Origin of the sequence: Rhodococcus gannanensis, assembly GCF_042681175.1 — a bacterium.
GTDB lineage: Bacteria > Actinomycetota > Actinomycetes > Mycobacteriales > Mycobacteriaceae > Rhodococcus_G > Rhodococcus_G gannanensis.
Genome location: NZ_JBHUFB010000010.1, coordinates 377,389 through 398,435, shown reverse-complemented (window position 1 = coordinate 398,435; position 21,047 = coordinate 377,389). Strand labels below are relative to the sequence as shown.

Below are 21,047 nucleotides of genomic sequence, written 5' to 3'. Positions count from 1 at the left end.
TCGACCCGCCCGACGATCGTCGGGCGGGTCGACTCGTTGACTGTTCACCGGACCGAATCAGGTCCCGTGAGCCGAAGCCACATGACCTGATTCCGTTACCGACTTACACGTCGTAGTACAGCTGGAACTCGTAGGGGTGCGGCCGCAGGTTGACGGGCGCGATCTCCTGCTCACGCTTGAGCGAGATCCAAGTCTCGATCAGGTCGGACGTGAACACGCCACCCTCGGTGAGGTAGTCGTGATCCTGCTCGAGCCGGTCGATGACGGCGGACAGGCTGGTGGGGGCCTGCGGGATGTTCTTGGCCTCCTCCGGCGGGAGCTCGTAGAGGTCCTTGTCGACCGGAGCCATCGGCTCGATCTTGTTCTTGATGCCGTCCAGGCCGGCCATCATCTGCGCGGCGAAGTTCAGGTACGGGTTGCCCGAGGAGTCCGGCGCGCGGAACTCGAGGCGCTTGGCCTTCGGGTTGTTGCCGGTGATCGGGATGCGGACCGCGGCGGAACGGTTGCGCTGGCTGTACACCAGGTTGATGGGGGCCTCGTAGCCCGGCACCAGGCGGTGGTACGAGTTGATCGTCGGGTTCGTGAACGCGAGGAGCGACGGCGCGTGGTGCAGGATGCCGCCGATGTACCAGCGAGCCAGGTCGGACAGGCCCGCGTAGCCGGCCTCGTCGTGGAACAGCGGCTTGCCGTCCTTCCACAGCGACTGGTGGACGTGCATTCCCGAGCCGTTGTCACCGAACAGCGGCTTCGGCATGAAGGTGGCGGACTTGCCGTGCTGCCATGCGGTGTTCTTGACGATGTACTTGAACAGCTGCAGGTCGTCGGCCGCCGCGAGCAGGGTGTTGAACTTGTAGTTGATCTCCTGCTGGCCGCCGGTGCCGACCTCGTGGTGGCCGCGCTCGAGCTCGAAGCCCGCGTTCTGCAGGTTGGTGGAGATCTCGTCGCGCAGGTCGACGTAGTGGTCGTACGGGGCGACGGGGAAGTAGCCACCCTTCGGGCGAACCTTGTAGCCGAGGTTCGGGCTGCCGTCGGCGTTGCGCTCGTTGCCGGTGTTCCAGGCGCCGGAGACCGCGTCGAGCTTGTAGAACGCGCCGTTCATGTTCGACTCGTAGGAGACGTTGTCGAAGATGTAGAACTCGGCCTCGGCACCGAAGAAGGCGGTGTCGGCGATGCCGGTCGACTTCAGGTACTCCTCGGCCTTGCGCGCGACGTTGCGGGGGTCGCGGCTGTAGGACTCGCGGGTGAACGGGTCGTGCACGAAGAAGTTGATGTTCAGCGTCTTCGCGGCACGGAACGGGTCGATCTGCGCCGTGGTGACGTCGGGGAGCAGCATCATGTCGGACTCGTGGATCGACTGGAAGCCGCGAACCGACGAACCGTCGAACGCCAGGCCGTCCTCGAACACGTCCTTGTTGAACGCCGAAGCCGGGATCGAGAAGTGCTGCTGGACGCCCGGCAGGTCACTGAATCGGATGTCGACGTACTCGACCTGTTCGTCCGCGATGTACTTGATGACCTCTTCGGCCGTGCTGAACGCCACGCTTGTGCTCCTTCACTTGGGTCCCAGCCAATGTTGATGCGGCGGGTTCGTCGAGGTGACGGTAAGGACTCGGTGTTGCCCAACAATCAAGTCCATGTTTCGCCGGTGTTACGCGTCCCGTATTACAACCTAGGTCACATCGGCGGAGTGGTCGCGGTGAGTAGGTTCGCGCACCGCCTATCCTGGACACATGGCGCGCATGACTGGTTCCTGGCTCTCCGGCCCCACGGCCGCACTCCCGCTCGACGACGACGGCACGCCCAAGTATCGGGGTGAGCGTCTCGGGCTGCCCGAGATCGGACCCGGATCGCTCGTCGGCACCGGCCGGCGACTCGGCGCACTGATGCTCGACTGGCTGATGGCGGGCGGTGTCTCGATCCTGATCCTCGGCGGCGATGCGCTCGACAGCAGGCTGTCGAGCGTCGTGCTCCTGGTGTGGTTCGTCGTGGGTGTCGTCACCGTGACGCTGTTCTCGTTCACTCCGGGGCAGTACATCGTCGGGTTGCAGGTCGCACGCATCGACAAGCCGGTTGGCGTCGGCATCGTGCGCGCACTGGCCCGTCAGGTGCTGCTGGTGTTCATGGTGCCGCCGCTGATCACCGACATCGAGGGGCGCGGCATGCACGATCGTGCCACCGGTACCGCCCTGGTCCGTTCCCGCTGACCCTCGCTGCGCCACCTCCCAGAACAGGCCGAAGGGGGCCTTCGTGCGATCGGATCGCACGAAGGCCCCCTTCGGTCGTTCAGGGTGCAGCCTCGGTGTGAGTGCCCGGGGACGCCGGGTGGGTGACTCAGCGGCGGCGGATGGTGCGCTGCACGCCCTTCATCTTCGCGCCGCCGGGGAGCGGGCCCTTGGGCATCGCCGGGCCGCTGCGGGAGCCGAGCGCCGACAGTCGCGACTCGATGGAGTCCATCCGCTTGGTGTCGATGTTGCGCGGCAGCTTCGTCAGGTACTTCTGCAGCTGTGCGAGCGGCACCTGGCCCTCGTCGTTGCCGACGACGATGTCGTAGATCGGGGTGTCGCCGACGAGCCGTGCGGTCTTCTTCTTCTCCTGGGCGAGGAGCGGCTTGACCCGCTGCGGTGCACCCTCGGCGACGAGGATGACGCCGGGACGGCCGATGACGCGGTGCACGGCGTCGAGCTGCGTGGTGCCGGCGATCGTGTTGGTCACCCGCCAGCCGCCCTGCAGGTTGTCCAACGCCCAGGCTGCCGCGCCGGCCTGGCCGTCCGCCTTGCCGTACACGGTGCGCTGCACGCGGCGACCGAAGATCACGAACGCGGCGAGTGCACCGAGCAGGATGCCCACGGGCAGCAGGAACCACTGGAGGCCGAAGATCAGGCCGATCAGGAACAGCACGACGGTGATGCCGACGACCGCACCGATCATCAGGGGCAGCAGCAGTTTGTCTTCCTTGCGCTGCAGCTGGAACGCCTGCCACAGCTGGCTGCGCCGCTCCTTCGATGCCGCCCTGCGCGCCGCCTTCGCGGCGGCCTTCGCTTCCTTCGATGCCTTGCCCGCTTTGCCGGACCTACTGCCGTTCGCCATACCTCACAGGATACGACCAGGCCCGATCACCGATCGCACCCGACCGGCACCCATCCACGTCAGGCACGCGCGAGACGCGCGAGCAGCGAACCCGCCTCCTGCGATGCGGTGCCCTCTTCGGCGAGATGCGCCTGACCGGCGGGGAGCGGGCGGCCGTGCTTGGCCATGGCCTGCGCGTAGAGGCGACCGGCCCGGTACGAGGACCGGACCAGCGGCCCGGCCATGACTCCGGCGAACCCGAGCTCGGTCGCGAACTCGGAGTGGTCGACGAACTCCTCCGGCTTGACCCAGCGCTCGACCGGATGGTGCCGCGGCGAGGGACGCAGGTACTGGGTGATCGTGATGATGTCGCACCCGGCCTCGTGCAGGTCGACCATCGCGGACTGCACCTCCTCGGGGGTCTCACCCATGCCGAGGATCAGGTTGGACTTGGTGACCAGGCCGAAGTCGCGGGCCGCGGTGATCACCTCGAGGGAGCGCTCGTAGCGGAACGCGGGCCGGATCCGCTTGAAGATCCGGGGCACCGTTTCCAGGTTGTGCGCGAGGACCTCGGGGCGGGCGTCGAACACCTCGGCGAGCAGGTCCGGGTGCGCGTGGAAGTCGGGGATCAGGTTCTCGACGCCGGTGGTCGGGTTCAGGGCGTGGATCTGCCGGACGGTCTCGGCGTACAGCCAGGCGCCCTCGTCGGGCAGGTCGTCGCGGGCGACACCGGTGATCGTCGAGTACCGCAGGCCCATCGAGCGGACGGATTCGGCGACGCGGCGGGGTTCGTCCCGGTCGAGGGCTGCGGGTTTGCCGGTGTCGATCTGGCAGAAGTCGCATCGGCGGGTGCACTGGTCGCCGCCGATGAGGAACGTCGCCTCCCGGTCCTCCCAGCACTCGTAGATGTTGGGGCAGCCGGCCTCCTCGCACACCGTGTGCAGGCCTTCGGATTTGACCAGCGATTTCAGCTCGGAGTACTCCGGGCCCATCTTCGCTCGGGTCTTGATCCAGTTCGGTTTCCGCTCGATCGGGGTTTCGGCGTTACGGACCTCGATGCGAAGGAGCTTGCGCCCTTGTGGGGCGGCGGCGGGAGAGTTCTCGGGTGCCACAGTCACGAAACCGATGCTACGCCCGTCGAATCACCGGCCCGCGGTCAGCCGAACCGGTGCGCCGTGAACACCGGCGCCGCGGTACCGGCGTCGGGCACCGTCACGCGATCGATGTCGTGGTCGGTCACCGTGATCGTGCCGTCGAGCGCGGCCGTGACCGCCGCGACCACGGCGGGTGTCACCTCGGAAACCGTTACCCGCCTGCCCAATTCGCGGGTGAGTGAGGTGACGCCTGCATCGGCGATGCCGCACGGGATGATGTCGTCGAACCGGTCGAGCTCCGCATCGCAGTTGAGGGCGAACCCGTGCAGCGCGACTCCGCGCTGGACCCGGACGCCGATCGCGGCGATCTTGCGCTCGGGGAGCCACACCCCTGCACGCTGCTGCGCGGCGAGCCACACGCCGGATCGACCCTCGACGCGACCGCAGTCGAGTCCGAGGTCGGTGCAGACCGTGATCAGGGCCTCTTCGAGGCGCCGTACGTAGTTGACGACGTCGACCGGCTGTGCGAGGGCGACGATCGGGTAGCCGACCAACTGCCCGGGACCGTGCCAAGTGATCTTGCCGCCCCGATCGACGTCGATGACCGGGGTGCCGTCGGTGGGGCGGTCCTCGGGCTGGGTGCGACGTCCCGCGGTGTAGACGGACGGGTGCTCGAGGAGCAGCAGGGTGTCTCGGCCGTGACCGTCGGCGCGCTCGTCCGCGAGTCGACGTTGCACGTCCCACGCCTCGAGGTAGTCGATCGTCCCGAGTTCGCGGATGTCGAACGGTTGGCTGTCGACGCGGGCTGAAGCGGTGGCCGTGGTCATCCTCGACACGCTACGCCGGTGGCCTGCCGCCCGGACGGGGAGGTGAGCGCCGCCGGGCCGTGCAGCGCGCCCGGGCGGCCGGATCATGTTGCGATGGAACACGACATCGGGGTGTCGCCGATGTGCGGCGACACCCCGATGCGGTGTGCGGTGGCCTTGCGGCCGGTGCCTACAGGCCGAGGTCCGCGTCGAACGCGGCTTCCTCGAGACGCTGTTTGATCGTCGTCAGGAACCGACCGGCGTCGGCGCCGTCGATGAGGCGGTGATCGTAGGTCAGCGGCAGGTAGCACATCGACCGGACGCCGATGGACTCGTTGCCCGCGGCGTCGGTAATCACGGCCGGACGCTTGACGATCGCGCCGGTGCCCAGCATCGCCGCCTGTGGCGGGACGAGGATCGGCGTGTCGAACAGCGCGCCCTGACTGCCGATGTTGGTGATCGTGAAGGTACCGCCCGCCAGCTCGTCCGGCTTGAGGCCACCGGAGCGCGCACGCTTGGCGATGTCCGCGATCGCCCGTGCGAGACCCGCGAGGGACAGGTCACCGGCGTTGTGGATGACGGGGGAGAGCAGGCCCTGATCGGTGTCCACCGCGATGCCGAGGTGCACGGCAGCGTGGTAGGTGATCTCCTTCGCGTCCTCGTTGTAGCTGGCGTTGACGTTCGGATGCGCTCCGAGCGCCTCGACGACGGCCTTGGCGAAGAACGGGAGGAAGGTCAGGTTGACGCCCTCGCGCTCGGCGAAGCCCGACTTCGCCTGCGACCGCAGTGCTGCGACCTTGGTGACGTCGACCTCGAAGGTCTGGGTCAGCTGCGCGGTGGTCTGCAGCGACTCCCGGGTCTTGGTCGCCGTGATCTGGCGGATCCGGTTGGCCTTCTGGGTGGTGCCACGCAGGTGGGCGAGCTCCGGGCGCACGCCTGCGGCCGGGGCCGAGGGCGCGGCAGGTGCGGCGGCAGCGGGCGCGGCGGACGCCGCCGGGGCCTTCTTCGCCTCGGCTGCGGCGAGCACGTCCTGCTTGCGGATCCGGCCGCCGACGCCGGTGCCCTTGACGGTGGCGAGGTCGACGCCGTTCTCCGTTGCGAGCTTGCGCACGAGCGGGGTCACGTACGGCGTTGCGTCACCGCTTGCGGCCGGGGCCGGGGCCGGAGCGGCAGGGGCCGGAGCAGCAGGAGCCGGAGCGGCTGCCGCGGGAGCCGGCGGCGCCGGAGGTGCTGCCGGAGCCGGAGCGGGAGCCGGGGGCGCGGGCGGTGCCGGGGGTGCGGGCGGAGCCGAGGGCGTTGCCGGTGCGGCGGCCGGGGTGCCGGAGCCGATGACGGCGAGCTGGGCGCCGACGGCAATCGTGTCGTCCTCCTGCGCGTTGATCTCGAGCAGGGTGCCGGCGACCGGTGAGGGGATCTCGGTGTCGACCTTGTCGGTCGAGACCTCGAGGAGGGGCTCGTCGACTGCCACGTCGTCGCCGACGGCCTTGAGCCAGCGGGTGACCGTGCCCTCGGTGACGGACTCGCCGAGTTCGGGCATCGTCACCGGGGTGCCGGAAGCGGGAGCCGAGGGCGCGGCCGGGGCGGGCGCGGGCGCTGCTGGTGCTGGTGCTGCGGGCGCGGGAGCCGCGGGTGCCGGCGCCTCGGCGGCGGGGGCTTCCGCAGCGGGTGCGGCAGGCGCGGCGGGTGCCGCGGGAGCGTCGTCGGCGCCACCGATGACACCGAGCTCGCCGCCGATCTCGACGGTGTCGTCCTCCTGCGCGACGATCTTGGTCAGAATGCCGGCAGCAGGCGAGGGGATCTCGGTGTCGACCTTGTCTGTGGAGACTTCGAGCAGGGGCTCGTCGAGTTCAACCGTGTCTCCCTCCTGCTTGAGCCACCTCGTGACGGTTCCCTCGGTGACGCTCTCACCGAGAGCCGGCATCTGGACGGAGAAGGCCATTTCTTTTGACTCCTCGACAGTTGTGTTCGGGTTTGTGAGTTTGTCGACTTGTGGTCGAAGTTCATCTTGCAATACCGGCGCTGCCGCGGGGCTGGTCGCAATGGACGAACACGCCGTCGGAACAGCCACACCGCAGTGCGTCACTCATCCTTACACCTACTCGGTTTCGCCGTCCGATGAGGTCGGCATCACACGGTCTCACCAAGCTCACAGCAATCGCTGGCAGACTGCAATCCCACACGTGTGCGCGAGGGTGACGAGGTGAGTGCGATGGGGCTGCGCGCGAGATTGTTCGGCTCTTCACCGGGGAAGGGTGAGCGCGTCCGCGACGAGGACGCCGCACACCTGGCGAACTGGGCGCGGTCGCATGTCGGGGTGGAGGCATTCGTCGAGCCGAAGACGACGGTGACGCCGACGACCGTCGTCCTGGTGGCCAACGACGGCGCCTGGACGCGCCGCGCCGTCGGAGGTGAGCGCGGCGCCCGCAAGCTCGGCCACGACCTGCGCATCCCCGTGTACGACGTGCGCAAGACCGGCTACCCGCAGCGGATGCGCGACTACGACGCCCGGCAGAGGATCCTGCGCAAGCGAGCCCGCGAGCTCTGAGCAGCTGCGCTGCCTGTGCGTGATTTTCACCCCGGTCGGGTGAAATCACGCACAGGCGCGTCAGCGCACGGCTAGCCGTTGGCGGCGATGTCCTCGAGGACGCTGATCATCGTCCGGACCGGGACGCCGGTCCCGCCCTTCGGGGTGTACCCGAACGGCCCGCCCGTGTTGTACGACGGTCCCGCGATGTCGATGTGCGCCCACTGGACGCCGTCCGCGACGAACTCCTTCAGGTACACCGCGGCGGCGAGCATGCCGCCCCACCGGTGGCTGGTGACGTTCATCAGGTCCGCGACCTTCGAGTTCAGGTCGGCGCGCAGCTCCTTCGGCAGGGGCATCGGCCAGGCGTTCTCGCCGACCTCCTGTGCGATGCGGGCGACGCGGTCGCGGAAGTCGTCGGTGCCCATCACTCCGGAGGTGCGGGTTCCCAGCGCGACCATCTGCGCGCCGGTCAGCGTCGCGGTGTCGATCAGGTAGTCGGGCTCCTGTTCGCACGCCTTGACGATCGCGTCGGCGAGGATCAGCCGGCCCTCGGCGTCCGTGTTGACGACCTCGACGGTGGTGCCGCCGTACTGGGTGAGGACGTCGCCGGGTCGCTGTGCGGTCGAGGACGGCATGTTCTCCGCCATCGGTGCGTAGGCGTCGACTGTGACCTTGACTCCGAGTTTCGCGGCGAGCACCACGGTCGCGATGACGGCGGCGGCGCCGCCCATGTCGGAGGTCATGTTCTCCATGCCCGCGGCGGGCTTGATGGAGATGCCGCCGGTGTCGAAGGTGATGCCCTTGCCGACGAGGGCGACCTTCTTGGCGCCGCGGCCCCCGGAGTGGGTGAGCCGGACGAGGCGGGGGCCGCGCGACGATCCCTTGCCGACGCCGAGGATGCCCCCGTAGCCGCCCTTGGTGAGAGCCTTCTCGTCGAGGACCTCGACCTTGAGGCCGGCCGCCGTCCCGATGGCCTTGGCTCGGGCCGCGAACTCCCCCGGGTACAGGTGGCTCGGGGGAGTGTTCACGAACTCGCGGGCGGTCGCGACGGCCTCGGCGATCGCGGTGCTGCGCGCGAGGATCTTCTTCGGCGCGGCGGCGCGTGGCGAGTCGACCAGGAGTTCCACGCGGCCGAGGGGGCCGGATCCTGCCTTGGGTGCGGACTTCGACTTGAACTCGGTGAACGTGTACGCGCCGAGGTAGAAGCCTTCGGCTGCGGCCGCCAGATCGATGGAGGACAGCGTCGTCGCGGCGACGGTGGTGCCGCTCAGCGACCGTGCCGCGGCACCCGCCGATGCGCGGACCTGTTCGGCGTCGACGGCGTCCGGTGCACCGAGCCCGACCGCGACGACGCTGGCGACGGACAGCCCGGCCGGTGCGGGGATGCGGGTGACCTCCTCGGCCTTGCCGGTCGCCCCGACGGCGAGCAGCCCGGCGAGGACCGCCTCCGCGGCGGCGTCGTCGAGGGCTTCGCCGACCGAGACCTCCGGTCCGTCGGGGCCGGTGGTGAGGCCGACGACGAGCACCTCGACCCGGGTGGTGATCGAACCGGCGAGGGCGAGTTCCGGGCCGATCGGCGCATCGGACGTGGCAGGGCTCACGGTCAACTCCTGAAGTGTGGGTGATTGCGTTGTCCGCAACTGTAGTTCGCGGTCCGGCGGTACGACCGGCGCCGTCCACGACGCGATACCACCCGCGGTGCCCGTGATTCGGCGGCGAGGATCGCCCGGCAGGTCCGATAGCGTGGGGGCCATGAGCACTGCGGAGCACCAGCACGGACCCCTGCACGATCTCCACGTGGAGCTCGGCGCGACTTTCGCGCCGTTCGGTGGATGGGAGATGCCCGTGTCCTATGCGGGCGTCGTCGCGGAACACACCGCGGTCCGCGAGACGGTCGGCGTGTTCGACGTCAGCCATCTCGGCAAGGCCTCGGTCGTCGGCCCCGGTGCCGCGGACTTCGTGAACGCCTGCCTGACAAACGATCTCGGTCGCATCGGGCCCGGCAAGGCGCAGTACACGCTGTGCGCCACCGACTCCGGAGGCGTGATCGACGACCTGATCGCGTACTTCGTCACCGACGACGAGGTGTTCCTCGTCCCGAACGCCGCGAACACGGCCGCGGTGGTCGCGGAACTGGCGGCGCAGGCGCCGGATGGTGTGACGGTCACGGATCTGCACCGCGACTACGGTGTGCTCGCCGTGCAGGGCCCGCGGTCGGCGGACGTCCTCGGGGCACTCGGGTTGCCGACGGACATGGACTACATGGCATTCGCCGACGCCGACTTCGAGGGTGTGCCGGTCCGGGTGTGCCGGACCGGGTACACCGGTGAGCGCGGATTCGAGCTGCTCCCGCGCTGGGACGACACCGCGGCGGTGTTCCGGGCCCTGGTCGCAGCCGCGGAGCAGGCCGGGGGGCAGGTCGCGGGACTGGGTGCCCGCGACACGCTGCGGACCGAGGCGGGCTACCCGCTGCACGGCCACGAACTGTCCACCGAGATCTCGCCGCTCGAGGCACGATGCGGGTGGGCGATCGGATGGAAGAAGCCCCGGTTCTGGGGCCGTGACGTTTTGCTCGCACAGAAGGAGGCCGGCCCGGCGCGCACCATGTGGGGACTGCGCGCCCTCGACCGTGGTGTCCTGCGGCAGGGGCTGTCGGTGCTGCGCGACGGCGTCGTCGTCGGGGAGACGACGTCCGGTACGTTCTCGCCGACCCTCAAGGTGGGGATCGCGCTCGCCCTGCTCGACTCGTCGGCGGGACTGGCTGCCGGTGACGAGCTGACCGTCGACGTACGCGGCCGTGCCCTCCGATGCGAGGTCGTCGCGCCCCCGTTCGTGCCGGTGCGGACGAGGTGAGCAGCCGCGCCGCACACACGAGTTGTCGGAGCACGAATTTCCGTGGTCGCGCAATGTCGTGCACGGCCGGTTCGATAGGATTCGCCGCATGACTGGTGTCCTCGAATTCACGCGCGTTCCGCATCCCTCACCCGTGTCGGAGCAGGACCGCGCGCGAGTACTGGCCGCCCCCGGGTTCGGTGTCCACTTCACCGACCACATGGTGACCATCGACTACACCGAGGGACGCGGCTGGCACGACGCCACCGTCGGGCCGTACGCGCCGCTCCGGATGGACCCCGCGACGATGGTGCTGCACTACGGACAGGCGATCTTCGAGGGCTTGAAGGCGTACCGGCAGCAGGACGGGTCGATCGCGTCGTTCCGGGTGTCGTCGAACGCCGAGCGCCTCAACACGTCGGCGCGGCGGATGGCGATGCCCGAACTGCCCGAGGAACTGTTCCACCGGTCCATCACCGAGTTGCTCGCCGTCGACGGCGACTGGGTTCCCGCCGCGGGCGGCGAGGACGCCCTGTACATCCGGCCGTTCATGATCTCGACGGAGGTCGGCCTCGGAGTCCGGCCAGCGAACAGCTACAAGTACCTGCTCATCGCGTCTCCGGCCGGCGCCTACTTCCCGCAGGGCGTCAAGCCGGTGAGTGTGTGGCTCTCGACGGAGTACGTGCGCGCCGCACCCGGCGGGACCGGTGCCGCCAAGTTCGCCGGCAACTACGCGGCGTCGCTCGTCGCGCAGGCGCAGGCTGCCGAGAAGGGCTGCGACCAGGTCGTCTGGCTCGACGCGATCGAGCGCACGTACGTCGAGGAGATGGGCGGGATGAACCTGTTCTTCGTCTTCGGCTCCGGCTCCGATGCGCGTCTGGTCACCCCCGAGCTGTCGGGTTCGCTGCTCCCGGGCATCACCCGCAACTCGCTGCTCACGCTGGCCGCCGATGCCGGATACACCGTCGAGGAGCGCCGGATCAGCACCGCCGAGTGGCGGGAGAAGGCGGCGTCGGGTGAGATCACCGAGGTGTTCGCCTGCGGCACCGCAGCGGTCATCACTCCGGTCGGCTCCGTCAAGTCCGCCGAGGGCGAGTTCACGATCAACGGCGGTGAGCCGGGCGAGGTGACGATGGCTCTGCGCGACACCCTCACCGGCATCCAGCGCGGCACCTTCGCCGACACGCACGGCTGGATGACCACCCTGGCCTGAGCCCCGGTCAGCCGCCGAGCAGGAATCCGATCGCGGTCACGGTGACGGTCACCTCGATCGCCGCACCCAGGACGTCGCCGGTGACGCCGCCGAACCTGCGAGAGCAGTGCCGGGTCAGGGCGAGAGCGAGCAGTGCCGCAGCGGCGGCCACCGCCGGGCCCTGCCACCAGCGGTCCGGGACCGCGAACACGCTGCCCGCGAGGAGGATCACCGCCCACAGTGCGCACACCCACACCTTCTGGGTTCCCGCGACGAGTGCGCCGAATCCGGTCGGTGTGGCGGGTGGGAGCCCCCTCCGGCACGCGAGTACCGCGGCCACCCGGCCGGCGGCGACCGCCGTGATCACCGCCCACCAGAGTCCGCCGCTCGCCAGTGCACCCAGTGAGAGTGCCTGCCCGCCAAGGCAGATCAGCAGGGCGACGGCCCCGAACGGGCCGACCCCGCCGCTGCGCATCACCTCGAGGGCGCGCTCGGGCGGTCCGTAGCAACCGAGCCCGTCGACGGTGTCCGCGAGCCCGTCGACGTGCATGCCGCGTGTGCCGAGGGCGAGCGCTGCCACGGCGATCAGACCCGCGAGCGCCGGGTCGAGCGACGCCTCCAGTGAGATCCAGAGCGTTGCTGCTGCGGCGGCGCCGAGCAGCAGTCCCACGAGCGGGGTCACCGCGATGACGCGGGCCCCCGCCGCACGATCGATCGGCGGTCCGTCCCGCCGTTGCGGGACGGGCAGGACCGTGAGCCAGGACAGCGCCAGCCGAAGCCCGCCGAGCACGGGCTAGTCCGTGGCCGTCGCGTCGGCCGCGGTCGCGTCGTCGCCGGTGCTCACGCCCGCGTCGGCGAACGTCGCCATGTTCGCGAGAGTCGCGACCGCGCCCTGGAGCACGGGGAACGCGGCGAGCGCGCCGGAGCCCTCACCGAGGCGCATGCCGAGGTCGAGGATCGGGTCGAGCTGAAGTTGCCGCAGGGCCACCGAGTGCGCGGGTTCGGTGGACCGATGTCCGGCCACCCACCAGTCGCGGGCGCCGGGCGCCAGCTGCTCCGCGACCATCGCTGCCGCCGTGACGACGACGCCGTCCACGATCACCGGTGTGCGCCGCACCGCCGCCTGCGCGAGGAACCCGGCCATCGCCGCCAGATCGGCGCCGCCCGCGGTCCGGAGCAGCGCCACGGGGGCGTTCGCGTGCGGGCGGACCCGGCGCAGTGCATCCCGGATCGCCGCGGTCTTGCGCGACCAGCCGGCGTCGTCGACACCGGTACCTCGGCCCACCGCCGCAACGGGTTCGGTGTCGGTGAGGGCGGCGATGAGCACTGTCGCCGGTGTCGTGTTTCCGATGCCCATCTCGCCGGCGATGAGCAGGTCTGCGCCCTCGTCGACCTCGGCGTCGGCGATCGCACGCCCGGCGTCGATCGCCCTGACCGTCTCGTCGTGGGTGAGTGCGTCCTCGCGGTCGATGGCGCCGCTGGACCGTCGGATCTTGTACTGGGAGACGGTGGGATCGGTGTGGGCGTCGACCGAGATGTCGACGACGCGGACCCCCGCACCGCAGGTCGCGGCGAGGGCGTTGACGGCCGCGCCGCCCGCGGTGATGTTGGCGACCATCTGCGCGGTCACCTCGGCCGGATACGCGGACACGCCGTGCCGGGCGATGCCGTGGTCACCGGCGAACACGACGACCCGTGGGCGGGCGAAGACGTGCGGAGGGCATTCGCCCTGACACGCCGCGACCCACGCGGACAGCGCCTCGAGGCGCCCGAGGGATCCCGCGGGTTTCGTCAGCTGAGTCTGCCTGTCCGCAGCGGCGAGTCGCACGCGGACCGACGGCGTGACGACCGGGCCGAACGTCACGGACTCGGAAGTCGAGTTCGAATCGGTTGTCACAGACGGCCTTTCGTCGGATGCCGGAGCATGGTCACTTCAATCGGACGGTCAGGCCCGCGACGGCGAGAAGCACCTCGTCGCACACCTGCGCAAGTCGGCCGTTCAATGCGCCGATCTCGTCACGGAACAGCCTGCCCGACCGTGTCTCGGGGACGACACCCAGCCCCACCTCCGGGCTGACCAGCACCAGTGTCCCGGTGTGGTGGGCGACCGCGTCGACGAGATCGTCGCAGCGCGGGCCGATCGTGCCGCGCGGAGCGTCCCAGGCGCCTGCGGTGTCGAGTTCGGTCGTCAGCCACGTGCCGAGATCGTCGACGAGTGTCGGGGGACCACCTGCCCGCAGCACGGCCACGAGCCCGGGGCCGGATGCGGTCTCGACGGTCGTCCAGTGGGCGGGACGGCGCCGGCGGTGCTCAGCCACCCGCGCGGCCCAGTCGGTGTCGCCGGGATCGAGCGACGACGTCGCGACGTACCGGACCTCACCGTCGGGCATCAGCGATTCCGCGTGACCGGACTTGCCGGAACGGGCCCCGCCCAGGACGAGCGTGCGATGCGCGGCGGTGGACACGCGCTAGACGGTACCAACGGCGGCCGAAGCGGCTCCGAAGCGTCGGCGGTAGTCCGCCGGAGCGACACCCCGCACCCGCTGGAAGTGGTGACGCAACAGCGCGGCCGACGCGAATCCGCACCGGCGGGCGACCTCCTCGACCGGCAGATCGGTGCGTTCGAGCAGTTCCTGGGCGCGCAGCACGCGCTGGGTCGTGAGCCACTTCCCGGGGGTGGTCCCGGTCTCGGCGGCGAACCGGCGAGCGAACGTCCGTGGCGACATGGCGGCCCACGCCGCCAGCGAGTCGACGCTGTGCGGTGCGTCCAGGTGATCGCCGAGCCAGTCCAGCAGGGCCGCGACGCCGCTGCCGTCGGGTGCGTGCTCGGCAGCGGGCCGCTCGATGAACTGCCGCTGGCCGCCGTCCCGCTGGGGTGGGGTGACCATCCGCCGGGCGATGGTGTTGGCGACGTCGGAGCCGAGCTCACGGCGCACCAGGTGCAGGCAGGCGTCGATGCCTGCGGCGGTGCCCGCGCTGGTGACCAGCGAGCCTTCGTCGACGAAGAGGACGTCGGGGTCGACCGTGGTCGCGGGGTGCGCGCGGGCGAGTTCGTCGGCGTGCATCCAGTGGGTGGTGCAGCGTCTGCCGTCGAGCAGTCCGGCCGCCCCGGCGAGGAAGGTTCCGGAGCACACGGTGAGGATCGTGGCTCCGGCGTCGGAGGCCGCGCGGATCGCATCGACGACGGCGGTCGGGTAGCGCTCGTGGATCGTGGTCGCGGTGAGCACCACGAGGTCGGCGCCCGCGAGGCCGGACAGGTCGTGGTCGGGGGTGAGGGTGACGCCGGGAACGTTGGTGTGCAACGGAACCCCTGCTTCGGGGCCGCACACCCGGAAGTCGAAGGCTGGGACGCCCGCGTCCGTCCGGTCCAGGCCGAACACCTCGCACACGGTGCCGAACTCGAACATCGCCACACGGTCGAGGACGACGACCGCCACGTGAGACAGCATGCCGTCAGTCTATGGCGCGATTTTTGCGATCATTGTCTTCGCTGCCACTTTTGGCAGAAAATGCTCAGGCGAAGAATTACTGCCATGACCGCACTCGCGCTACTCGCAATCGCAACACTCGCCGTCGGAAGTCTGATCGCATCGCGTCGCCGCGCTGCTGATCCATGTCGGCCGCAGCGTCACGGGTCCGACTCCGTCGACGACCGCGACCTGAGCCGGGAGGCCGCCGACCTCGCGCTGCTGCGCGGACGGGCACGGTGCTCGACGCCCTGAGTGGCGGCACTCGCGGTCGCGCGTTCGGACGTAGGGTGCACCGAGAGCGCGAGCGCGAGAGGACGGATGCCGGTGGCGGTGTGTCTCGGGGTGTGGGAATGGGCACTCGTCCTGTGCCCGGACTGTGAGCGGCACGTGCCCATCAGTCACGGCTGGGCCAGTGCCGACGGATCGATCGAGTACCGCCGCTGCCGGAACGGTCACGTGATCGAAAGTCGGCCCTGGTACCGCTAGTCCGTCAGACGGCGTCGCCGGGGGAGACCCGAGGCTGGGGAGCACGCATCTTCCGGATCTGCGAGGAACGGACGAACGCGTACCAGCCGAGCTTGAACCCACCGTCGAGCGTGTCCGGGAACCGCTCACGGACCTTGTTGTTGACCTGGCGGCCCAGGATCACACCCTCGACAACCATGAACAGCATCATCACGAACATGACGAGCGTGACGATTGCCTGCATCGCCGGAGTCAGGAACATCGCGACGATCAGCAGCACCGCCAGCGGCATGAACATGCCGACCAGGTGACGACGCGAGTCGACGAGGTCGCGCACGTAGGCACGAACCTCGCCCTTGTCGCGCGGCAGGAGGTACTTGTCCTCGCCTGCGAGCATGCGGGCGCGACGGTCCGCCGCGTCCGAGCGGCGCTCCGCCGCCGCGGCCTTGCGCTGCTCCTTGTCGCCGCGACTCGCCTTGCGGCGGGCCCGCGCCTCCTTGGAGGTCAACGGGGCCGGTGCCACCGGACCGCGTTTCTTGCCCTCCGCCTCACGGCGCGACGGTGTGGGCCGGCCCTTGCCGGCGGTCACGGCGGACGACGCGGGCTCGGCCGACGGGGCGACGGTCGGCTCGTCGACCCCGGCGTCACCGTTGTCGGGATTGTCGGGGTTTCCACGGCGCAGCAGTTTCACCCCACCAGGCTACTTGCCGCCACGCCCCGGTTTCGACCCCGCTCTCCGGTTCGGCCCGCTCGCCGGCCGGGCCGACCCCGTGATCCGGTTCTACACTCGCCCGATGCGAGTCCTGATCGCTCCCGATTCGTTCGGCGACACTCTCACCGCGGTCGAGGCCGCCGCCGCGATCGACGCAGGCTGGACGCGGGGACGTCCGGGCGACGAGGTCGTGGTCGCGCCGCGTTCCGACGGTGGTCCCGGGTTCGTCGACGTTCTCGCGGTACACGGCGGACGCGTGCACGAGACCCCCGTCTCGGGGCCACTGGACCGGTCGGTCACCGCGCGCTGGCTCCTGGACGGCGACACCGCCTACATCGAATCCGCGCAGGCGTGTGGTCTGCACCTGCTCCGGCCCGATCCCGCCACCGCACTCGCCGCGCACAGTGCCGGAGTCGGTCAGCTGGTCGCCGCGGCGGTGGACGCCGGCGTCCACGCCGTCGTCGTCGGGCTCGGCGGCAGCGGGTGCACCGACGGCGGGCGGGGGCTCGTCGCCGCACTCGGCGGAACCCCCGACGCCGCCGGACTCGCAGCGGCACGCGAACGACTGGCGGGGATCCGGCTCGTCGCCGCCACAGACGTCGAGAACCCCCTGCTCGGTCCGCGGGGCGCCGCTGCGGTGTTCGGGCCGCAGAAGGGCGCCGACGACGACGCCGTCGCAGAACTCGAACGTCGCAACGCCGAGTGGGCCGACGTTCTCGACGCGGCGCCGGGCCGCCCGGTGTCGACCCTCGTGGGCGCAGGCGCAGCGGGAGGTCTCGGCGCCGCACTGCTCGCACTGGGCGCCGACCGCAGGTCCGGAGCCGAGGTGGTGGCCGATGTCACCGGCCAGGCCGCCCTCCTCCGGGGCGCCGACGTCGTGCTGACCGGGGAGGGGCGGTTCGACAACCAGTCACTCGGGGGGAAGGTGGCCGTCGCGCTCGCCCGCGCGGCCCGCGCCGACGCCGTTCCGGTCGTTGTCCTTGCAGGTCAGGTCGCCGTGGACGCCGGCGATCCCGACCTCCGGGCACTGGGATTGCACGGTGTCCACTCGGTCGCCGAGCACGCCGGATCGGTGCAGCTGGCGATGGACGACGCGGCCGCGCAGTTGGCGGGTCTCGCGGAAGCGATCGCACGATCGTGGTGATCGCCGCCGGAAATGCCACCGGGAGCGGCGGGAATACCGGGTCGAAGAGTACGGTTGACGTGTTCACGGGTTTGGTACGAGCGAACAGGAGAGCCCATGACAGTGCAGAACGAGAGCGCCGCTGCGACCGAAGGCGCGCAGACCGAGGCTGCGCACAAGGTCGTCATGTCCGATGCGGCGGCCGCGAAGGCCAAGGCTCTGCTCGATCAGGAGGGCCGCGACGACCTGGCCCTGCGGATCGCCGTCCAGCCGGGTGGCTGCGCCGGTCTCCGCTACCAGTTGTTCTTCGACGACCGCTCGCTCGACGGTGACCTCGTCGTCGACTTCGGCGGCGTGAACCTCGCCGTGGACCGGATGAGCGCTCCGTACGTCGAAGGCGCGACCATCGACTTCGTCGACTCCATCGAGAAGCAGGGCTTCACGATCGACAACCCGAACGCCACCGGCTCCTGCGCCTGCGGCGATTCGTTCAACTGATCGCACCGCACAGCCATCTCGTCCGGCGCGGCGCCCACCGTGGGTGTCGCGCCGGACGCATGTCCGGGGTGACGTGCGCGGCGGGTAGCGTGTGCACTTCGCCCCCGTCGAACTGAAAGGTCAGCGCGTGACAATCGCGGTCACCGGCTCCATCGCCACCGATCACCTGATGCGTTTCCCCGGGCGCTTCGCCGAGCAGCTGGTCGCCGACCAGCTGCAGCACATCTCGCTCAGCTTCCTCGTCGACGACCTCGTGGTCCGGCGCGGCGGCGTCGGCGGCAACATCGCGTTCGCGATGGGCGTGCTCGGCGGATCGCCGCTGCTGGTCGGTGCGGTCGGTGCCGACTTCGCCGAGTACCGCGGCTGGCTCGAGAAGCACGGCGTGGACTGCTCCGCCGTGCACGTCTCCGAGGTCGCGCACACCGCCCGTTTCGTCTGCACGACGGACGAGGACATGGCGCAGATCGCGTCGTTCTACCCCGGCGCGATGAGTGAGGCACGGGAGATCTCCCTCACCGACCTGCCCACCGGCGTCGAACTCGTCCTCGTGGGCGCTAACGACCCCGCCGCGATGACGCGGCACACGCAGCAGTGCCGCGAGCTCGGCATCAAGTTCGCCGCCGACCCGTCCCAGCAGCTCGCGCGGCTGTCGGGCGCGGAGGCACGTGAACTCATCGGCGGTGCCGAGTACCTGTTCACCAACGAGTACGAATGGGCGCTGCTGCTCCAGAAGACCGAACTCACCGAGGACGAGGTCGCCGCGCAGGTCGGCCTGCGGGTCACGACCCTGGGCGCCAAGGGTGTCGAGATCGTCGACAGCGAGGGCAACTTCGTGCACGTCGGTGTGGTCCCGGAGCGGGCCAAGGTCGATCCGACCGGTGTCGGTGACGCCTTCCGGGCCGGCTTCCTGACCGGCCGCAGCGCGGGCCTCGGCCTCGAGCGGGCCGCGCAGCTCGGGTCGCTCGTCGCGGTGCTCGTCCTCGAGACGGTCGGCACCCAGGAGTGGACACTGGACCGCGCCGACGCCGTCAAGCGGCTCGCCGAGGCATACGGACAGGACGCCGCCGACGAGATCGGCGCACTCCTGACGTAGGCGATACGCCGCTCGTGCGTGGTGTGCGGGTCCAGGGACCCACACACCACGCACGAGTGCGGAGCGACCCTAGATGTGGACCGGGTACGCCGGTTCCTGGATCTGCGGCACGATGCGCTTCTCCACGAAGATGCCGTGCCACACCATGAAGCAGAGCACCGTCCACAGCCGGCGGCTGTGATCCGAGACGCCGTCCCGGTGCTCGTTCAGCATCGACGCGACGGCGGCCTTGTCGAAGATGTGGTCCGTCTGCGACTCCGCGATCTGCTGGTGCGCCCAGTCGAACAGTTCGGTGCCACGCAGCCAGTGCCGCAGCGGGACCGGGAACCCGAGCTTCGCGCGGTGCAGGACGTGCGGCGGAACGATTCCCTCCAGCGCCTGACGCAGTGCGTACTTGGTGGTGCTCTTCGTGATCTTCTGGTCCAGCGGCACCCGCGAGGCGACATCGAACACCTCGGTGTCGAGGAACGGCACCCGAAGCTCCAGCGAGTTCGCCATCGTCATCTTGTCGGCCTTGACCAGGATGTCGCCGCGCAGCCAGGTGAACAGGTCCAGATGCTGCATCCGCGCGACAGGGTCCCAGCCCTGTGACTGCGCGTAGATCGGACCCGTCACGTCCTGATGGGTCCACTCGGGACGGAAGTCGCGCAGGACCGACCGCAACTGGGCGTCGTTGAAGCTGCGCGCGTTGCCGTAGTAGCGCTCCTCGAGCGTCATCGAGCCGCGGTTGAGCAGGCTCTTGCCACGGGTGCCCTCCGGGATCCGCTCCGACAGCCGGCCCGCGGCCCGTCGCAGCGGGGCGGGAAGGTACTCGAACGGCTTGAGGGACAACGGTTCCCGGTAGATGGTGTATCCGCCGAACAGCTCGTCCGCGCCCTCGCCCGAGAGCACCACCTTGACGTGCTTGCGGGCTTCCTTCGCGACGAACCACAGCGGCACCAGCGCCGGGTCCGCGACCGGATCGTCGAGGTACCAGATGATCTCGGGGATCGCGGCGGCGAACTCGGCGGGGGAGACGACCTTGACGACGTGTCGGGCGCCGATCGCCGCGGCCGACTCGGCGGCGACGTCGACCTCGGAGTAGCCCTCCCGCTCGAACCCGGTGGTGAAGGTGATCAGCTTCGGGTTGTGCCGCATGGCCAACGCGGCGATCGCGGTCGAGTCGATGCCGCCGGAGAGGAACGATCCGACGGTGACGTCGGCGCGCATGTGCTTGGCCACGGAGTCCTCGAGCGCCTCCGCGATCTCCCGGTAGCGGGTCTGCTCGGAGCCGGCCGCGAACGGTCGGACCGGGAACTTCGGGGTGAAGTACCGGGTGATGCGTGGCTCCTCGCCGGGACGCACCCACGCGTGGCAGCCGGATTCGAGCCGCCGGATGTCCGCGTGCAGGGTCTCCGGCTCCGGGACGTACTGCAGCACCGTGTAGTGCTCGATCGCCCGCGGATCGAGGTCGGTGTCGACGCCGATGACGTCGGCGAGTTCGAGCAGACTCTTCTTCTCGCTGCCGAACGCCGTGCCCGCCGACCCGGACGCGAGGAACAGTGGCTTGATGCCGAACGGATCGCGCGCGATGAACAGTTCCCGCTTCTCCGTGTCCCAGATCGCGAACGCGAACATGCCGCGCAGTCGGCGCACCGCATCCTCACCCCAGTGGTGGAACGCCGCGACGATCGCCTCGCTGTCACCCTCGGTGCGGAATTCGGCGCCGTGGTCGCGGGCCAGTTCTTCGCGGAGCTCGAGGTAGTTGTAGATCTCGCCGTTGAAGGTGAGCGCGTACCGGTCCGGGTTGTCGGCGGGACCCCAACGCAACGGCTGGTGCGAGTGCTCGATGTCGATGATCGACAGCCGGTTGAAGCCGAAGACGAGGTCGTCGTCGTGCCACGTGCCGTGCTCGTCGGGGCCGCGATGGCGTAGGCAGTGCATCGCCGAGTCGACCCGGGAGACGGCGTCGTCGGAAGTTCCGGCCGAGGTCAGAAACCCGAGCAGTCCACACACAGCGTCCAATACCTCTATTCGCTTCGGGGCACTCCACACCGGCGTGAACAGGCGGGGAGGAAGTTGCCGATTGATTCTGCCGAGTATGCCGCAGTCCCGCAGAACCGCCGGGTGTGACCCGGGAGTGGATACGCGGCAGCTTTGGTCTACGCTGCGTAGTATTCGGGTGGTCCG

The 21,047-nt window shown here is 69.9% G+C and carries 20 protein-coding genes; 8 read left to right on the top strand and 12 right to left on the bottom strand.

What is annotated here, in order from left to right:
- Nucleotides 1-103: 103 nt before the first annotated feature.
- Nucleotides 104-1,540 (bottom strand): type I glutamate--ammonia ligase, encoded by a 1,437-nt coding sequence (gene glnA, locus ACFSJG_RS12835; protein ID WP_378485603.1) that lies wholly within the window; start codon nt 1,538-1,540, stop codon nt 104-106.
- Between the two features lie 190 nt (nt 1,541-1,730).
- On the opposite strand from glnA, the gene ACFSJG_RS12830 reads away from it, so the two are divergent.
- Nucleotides 1,731-2,204 carry an RDD family protein gene (locus ACFSJG_RS12830; RefSeq protein WP_378485602.1) on the top strand — a complete coding sequence of 158 codons (474 nt, stop codon included), beginning with the start codon at nt 1,731-1,733 and terminating at the stop codon, nt 2,202-2,204.
- 127 nt (nt 2,205-2,331) lie between these two features.
- Here ACFSJG_RS12830 and ACFSJG_RS12825 read toward each other — a convergent pair whose 3' ends face one another.
- The 4 genes from ACFSJG_RS12825 to sucB form a co-directional block, all read right to left on the bottom strand.
- Nucleotides 2,332-3,087 carry a DUF4191 domain-containing protein gene (locus ACFSJG_RS12825; protein ID WP_378485601.1) on the bottom strand — a complete coding sequence of 252 codons (756 nt, stop codon included), beginning with the start codon at nt 3,085-3,087 and terminating at the stop codon, nt 2,332-2,334.
- 59 nt (nt 3,088-3,146) lie between these two features.
- Nucleotides 3,147-4,178, bottom strand: coding sequence for a lipoyl synthase (gene lipA, locus ACFSJG_RS12820; protein ID WP_378485969.1), 1,032 nt, complete (start codon nt 4,176-4,178; stop codon nt 3,147-3,149).
- Between the two features lie 44 nt (nt 4,179-4,222).
- Entirely contained in the window at nt 4,223-4,987 is a 765-nt protein-coding gene (lipB, locus tag ACFSJG_RS12815) for a lipoyl(octanoyl) transferase LipB (protein ID WP_378485600.1), read from the bottom strand.
- Nucleotides 4,988-5,156: 169 nt separating this feature from the next.
- Nucleotides 5,157-6,905, bottom strand: coding sequence for a 2-oxoglutarate dehydrogenase, E2 component, dihydrolipoamide succinyltransferase (gene sucB, locus ACFSJG_RS12810; protein WP_378485599.1), 1,749 nt, complete (start codon nt 6,903-6,905; stop codon nt 5,157-5,159).
- A 270-nt stretch (nt 6,906-7,175) separates the two neighbouring features.
- On the opposite strand from sucB, the gene ACFSJG_RS12805 reads away from it, so the two are divergent.
- Entirely contained in the window at nt 7,176-7,511 is a 336-nt protein-coding gene (locus ACFSJG_RS12805) for an oxidoreductase (protein ID WP_378485598.1), read from the top strand.
- A 71-nt stretch (nt 7,512-7,582) separates the two neighbouring features.
- Here the strand turns inward: ACFSJG_RS12805 and ACFSJG_RS12800 are convergent, their stop codons facing one another.
- Nucleotides 7,583-9,094 (bottom strand): leucyl aminopeptidase, encoded by a 1,512-nt coding sequence (locus tag ACFSJG_RS12800; RefSeq protein ID WP_378485597.1) that lies wholly within the window; start codon nt 9,092-9,094, stop codon nt 7,583-7,585.
- 151 nt (nt 9,095-9,245) lie between these two features.
- Between ACFSJG_RS12800 and gcvT the strand changes: the two genes are divergently transcribed.
- Both gcvT and ACFSJG_RS12790 read left to right on the top strand, forming a co-directional pair.
- Nucleotides 9,246-10,346 carry a glycine cleavage system aminomethyltransferase GcvT gene (gene gcvT / locus ACFSJG_RS12795; protein ID WP_378485596.1) on the top strand — a complete coding sequence of 367 codons (1,101 nt, stop codon included), beginning with the start codon at nt 9,246-9,248 and terminating at the stop codon, nt 10,344-10,346.
- Nucleotides 10,347-10,434: 88 nt separating this feature from the next.
- Nucleotides 10,435-11,538: a branched-chain amino acid aminotransferase gene (locus ACFSJG_RS12790; protein ID WP_378485595.1), complete on the top strand. Its 1,104-nt coding sequence runs from the start codon at nt 10,435-10,437 to the stop codon at nt 11,536-11,538.
- A gap of 7 nt (nt 11,539-11,545) precedes the next feature.
- On the opposite strand, the gene ACFSJG_RS12785 is transcribed toward ACFSJG_RS12790, so the two are convergent.
- From ACFSJG_RS12785 to ACFSJG_RS12770, 4 genes are all read right to left on the bottom strand, one after another.
- Entirely contained in the window at nt 11,546-12,307 is a 762-nt protein-coding gene (locus ACFSJG_RS12785; protein ID WP_378485594.1) for an adenosylcobinamide-GDP ribazoletransferase, read from the bottom strand.
- A 3-nt stretch (nt 12,308-12,310) separates the two neighbouring features.
- Nucleotides 12,311-13,414: a nicotinate-nucleotide--dimethylbenzimidazole phosphoribosyltransferase gene (cobT, locus tag ACFSJG_RS12780; RefSeq protein WP_378485593.1), complete on the bottom strand. Its 1,104-nt coding sequence runs from the start codon at nt 13,412-13,414 to the stop codon at nt 12,311-12,313.
- Between the two features lie 31 nt (nt 13,415-13,445).
- The gene (locus tag ACFSJG_RS12775) at nt 13,446-13,907 is read right to left on the bottom strand and encodes a bifunctional adenosylcobinamide kinase/adenosylcobinamide-phosphate guanylyltransferase (RefSeq protein WP_378485968.1); all 462 of its coding nucleotides are present in this window, start codon (nt 13,905-13,907) and stop codon (nt 13,446-13,448) included.
- Between the two features lie 78 nt (nt 13,908-13,985).
- A complete protein-coding gene (locus tag ACFSJG_RS12770; protein WP_378485592.1) occupies nt 13,986-14,966 on the bottom strand; it encodes a GlxA family transcriptional regulator in 981 nt (326 codons plus the stop codon).
- Nucleotides 14,967-15,050: 84 nt separating this feature from the next.
- On the opposite strand from ACFSJG_RS12770, the gene ACFSJG_RS12765 reads away from it, so the two are divergent.
- A complete protein-coding gene (locus ACFSJG_RS12765; RefSeq protein WP_378485591.1) occupies nt 15,051-15,239 on the top strand; it encodes a hypothetical protein in 189 nt (62 codons plus the stop codon).
- 238 nt (nt 15,240-15,477) lie between these two features.
- Here the strand turns inward: ACFSJG_RS12765 and ACFSJG_RS12760 are convergent, their stop codons facing one another.
- A complete protein-coding gene (locus ACFSJG_RS12760; RefSeq protein ID WP_378485590.1) occupies nt 15,478-16,143 on the bottom strand; it encodes a DUF3043 domain-containing protein in 666 nt (221 codons plus the stop codon).
- A 103-nt stretch (nt 16,144-16,246) separates the two neighbouring features.
- On the opposite strand from ACFSJG_RS12760, the gene ACFSJG_RS12755 reads away from it, so the two are divergent.
- The 3 genes from ACFSJG_RS12755 (at nt 16,247) to ACFSJG_RS12745 (ending at nt 18,878) form a co-directional block, all read left to right on the top strand.
- The gene (locus ACFSJG_RS12755; RefSeq protein ID WP_378485589.1) at nt 16,247-17,308 is read left to right on the top strand and encodes a glycerate kinase family protein; all 1,062 of its coding nucleotides are present in this window, start codon (nt 16,247-16,249) and stop codon (nt 17,306-17,308) included.
- 96 nt (nt 17,309-17,404) lie between these two features.
- On the top strand, nt 17,405-17,785 hold the full coding sequence (locus ACFSJG_RS12750; RefSeq protein WP_378485588.1) for a HesB/IscA family protein: 381 nt from the start codon (nt 17,405-17,407) through the stop codon (nt 17,783-17,785).
- A 127-nt stretch (nt 17,786-17,912) separates the two neighbouring features.
- Nucleotides 17,913-18,878: a carbohydrate kinase family protein gene (locus ACFSJG_RS12745; RefSeq protein ID WP_378485587.1), complete on the top strand. Its 966-nt coding sequence runs from the start codon at nt 17,913-17,915 to the stop codon at nt 18,876-18,878.
- 69 nt (nt 18,879-18,947) lie between these two features.
- On the opposite strand, the gene asnB is transcribed toward ACFSJG_RS12745, so the two are convergent.
- On the bottom strand, nt 18,948-20,873 hold the full coding sequence (gene asnB / locus ACFSJG_RS12740) for an asparagine synthase (glutamine-hydrolyzing) (protein WP_378485586.1): 1,926 nt from the start codon (nt 20,871-20,873) through the stop codon (nt 18,948-18,950).
- Nucleotides 20,874-21,047 lie beyond the last annotated feature (174 nt).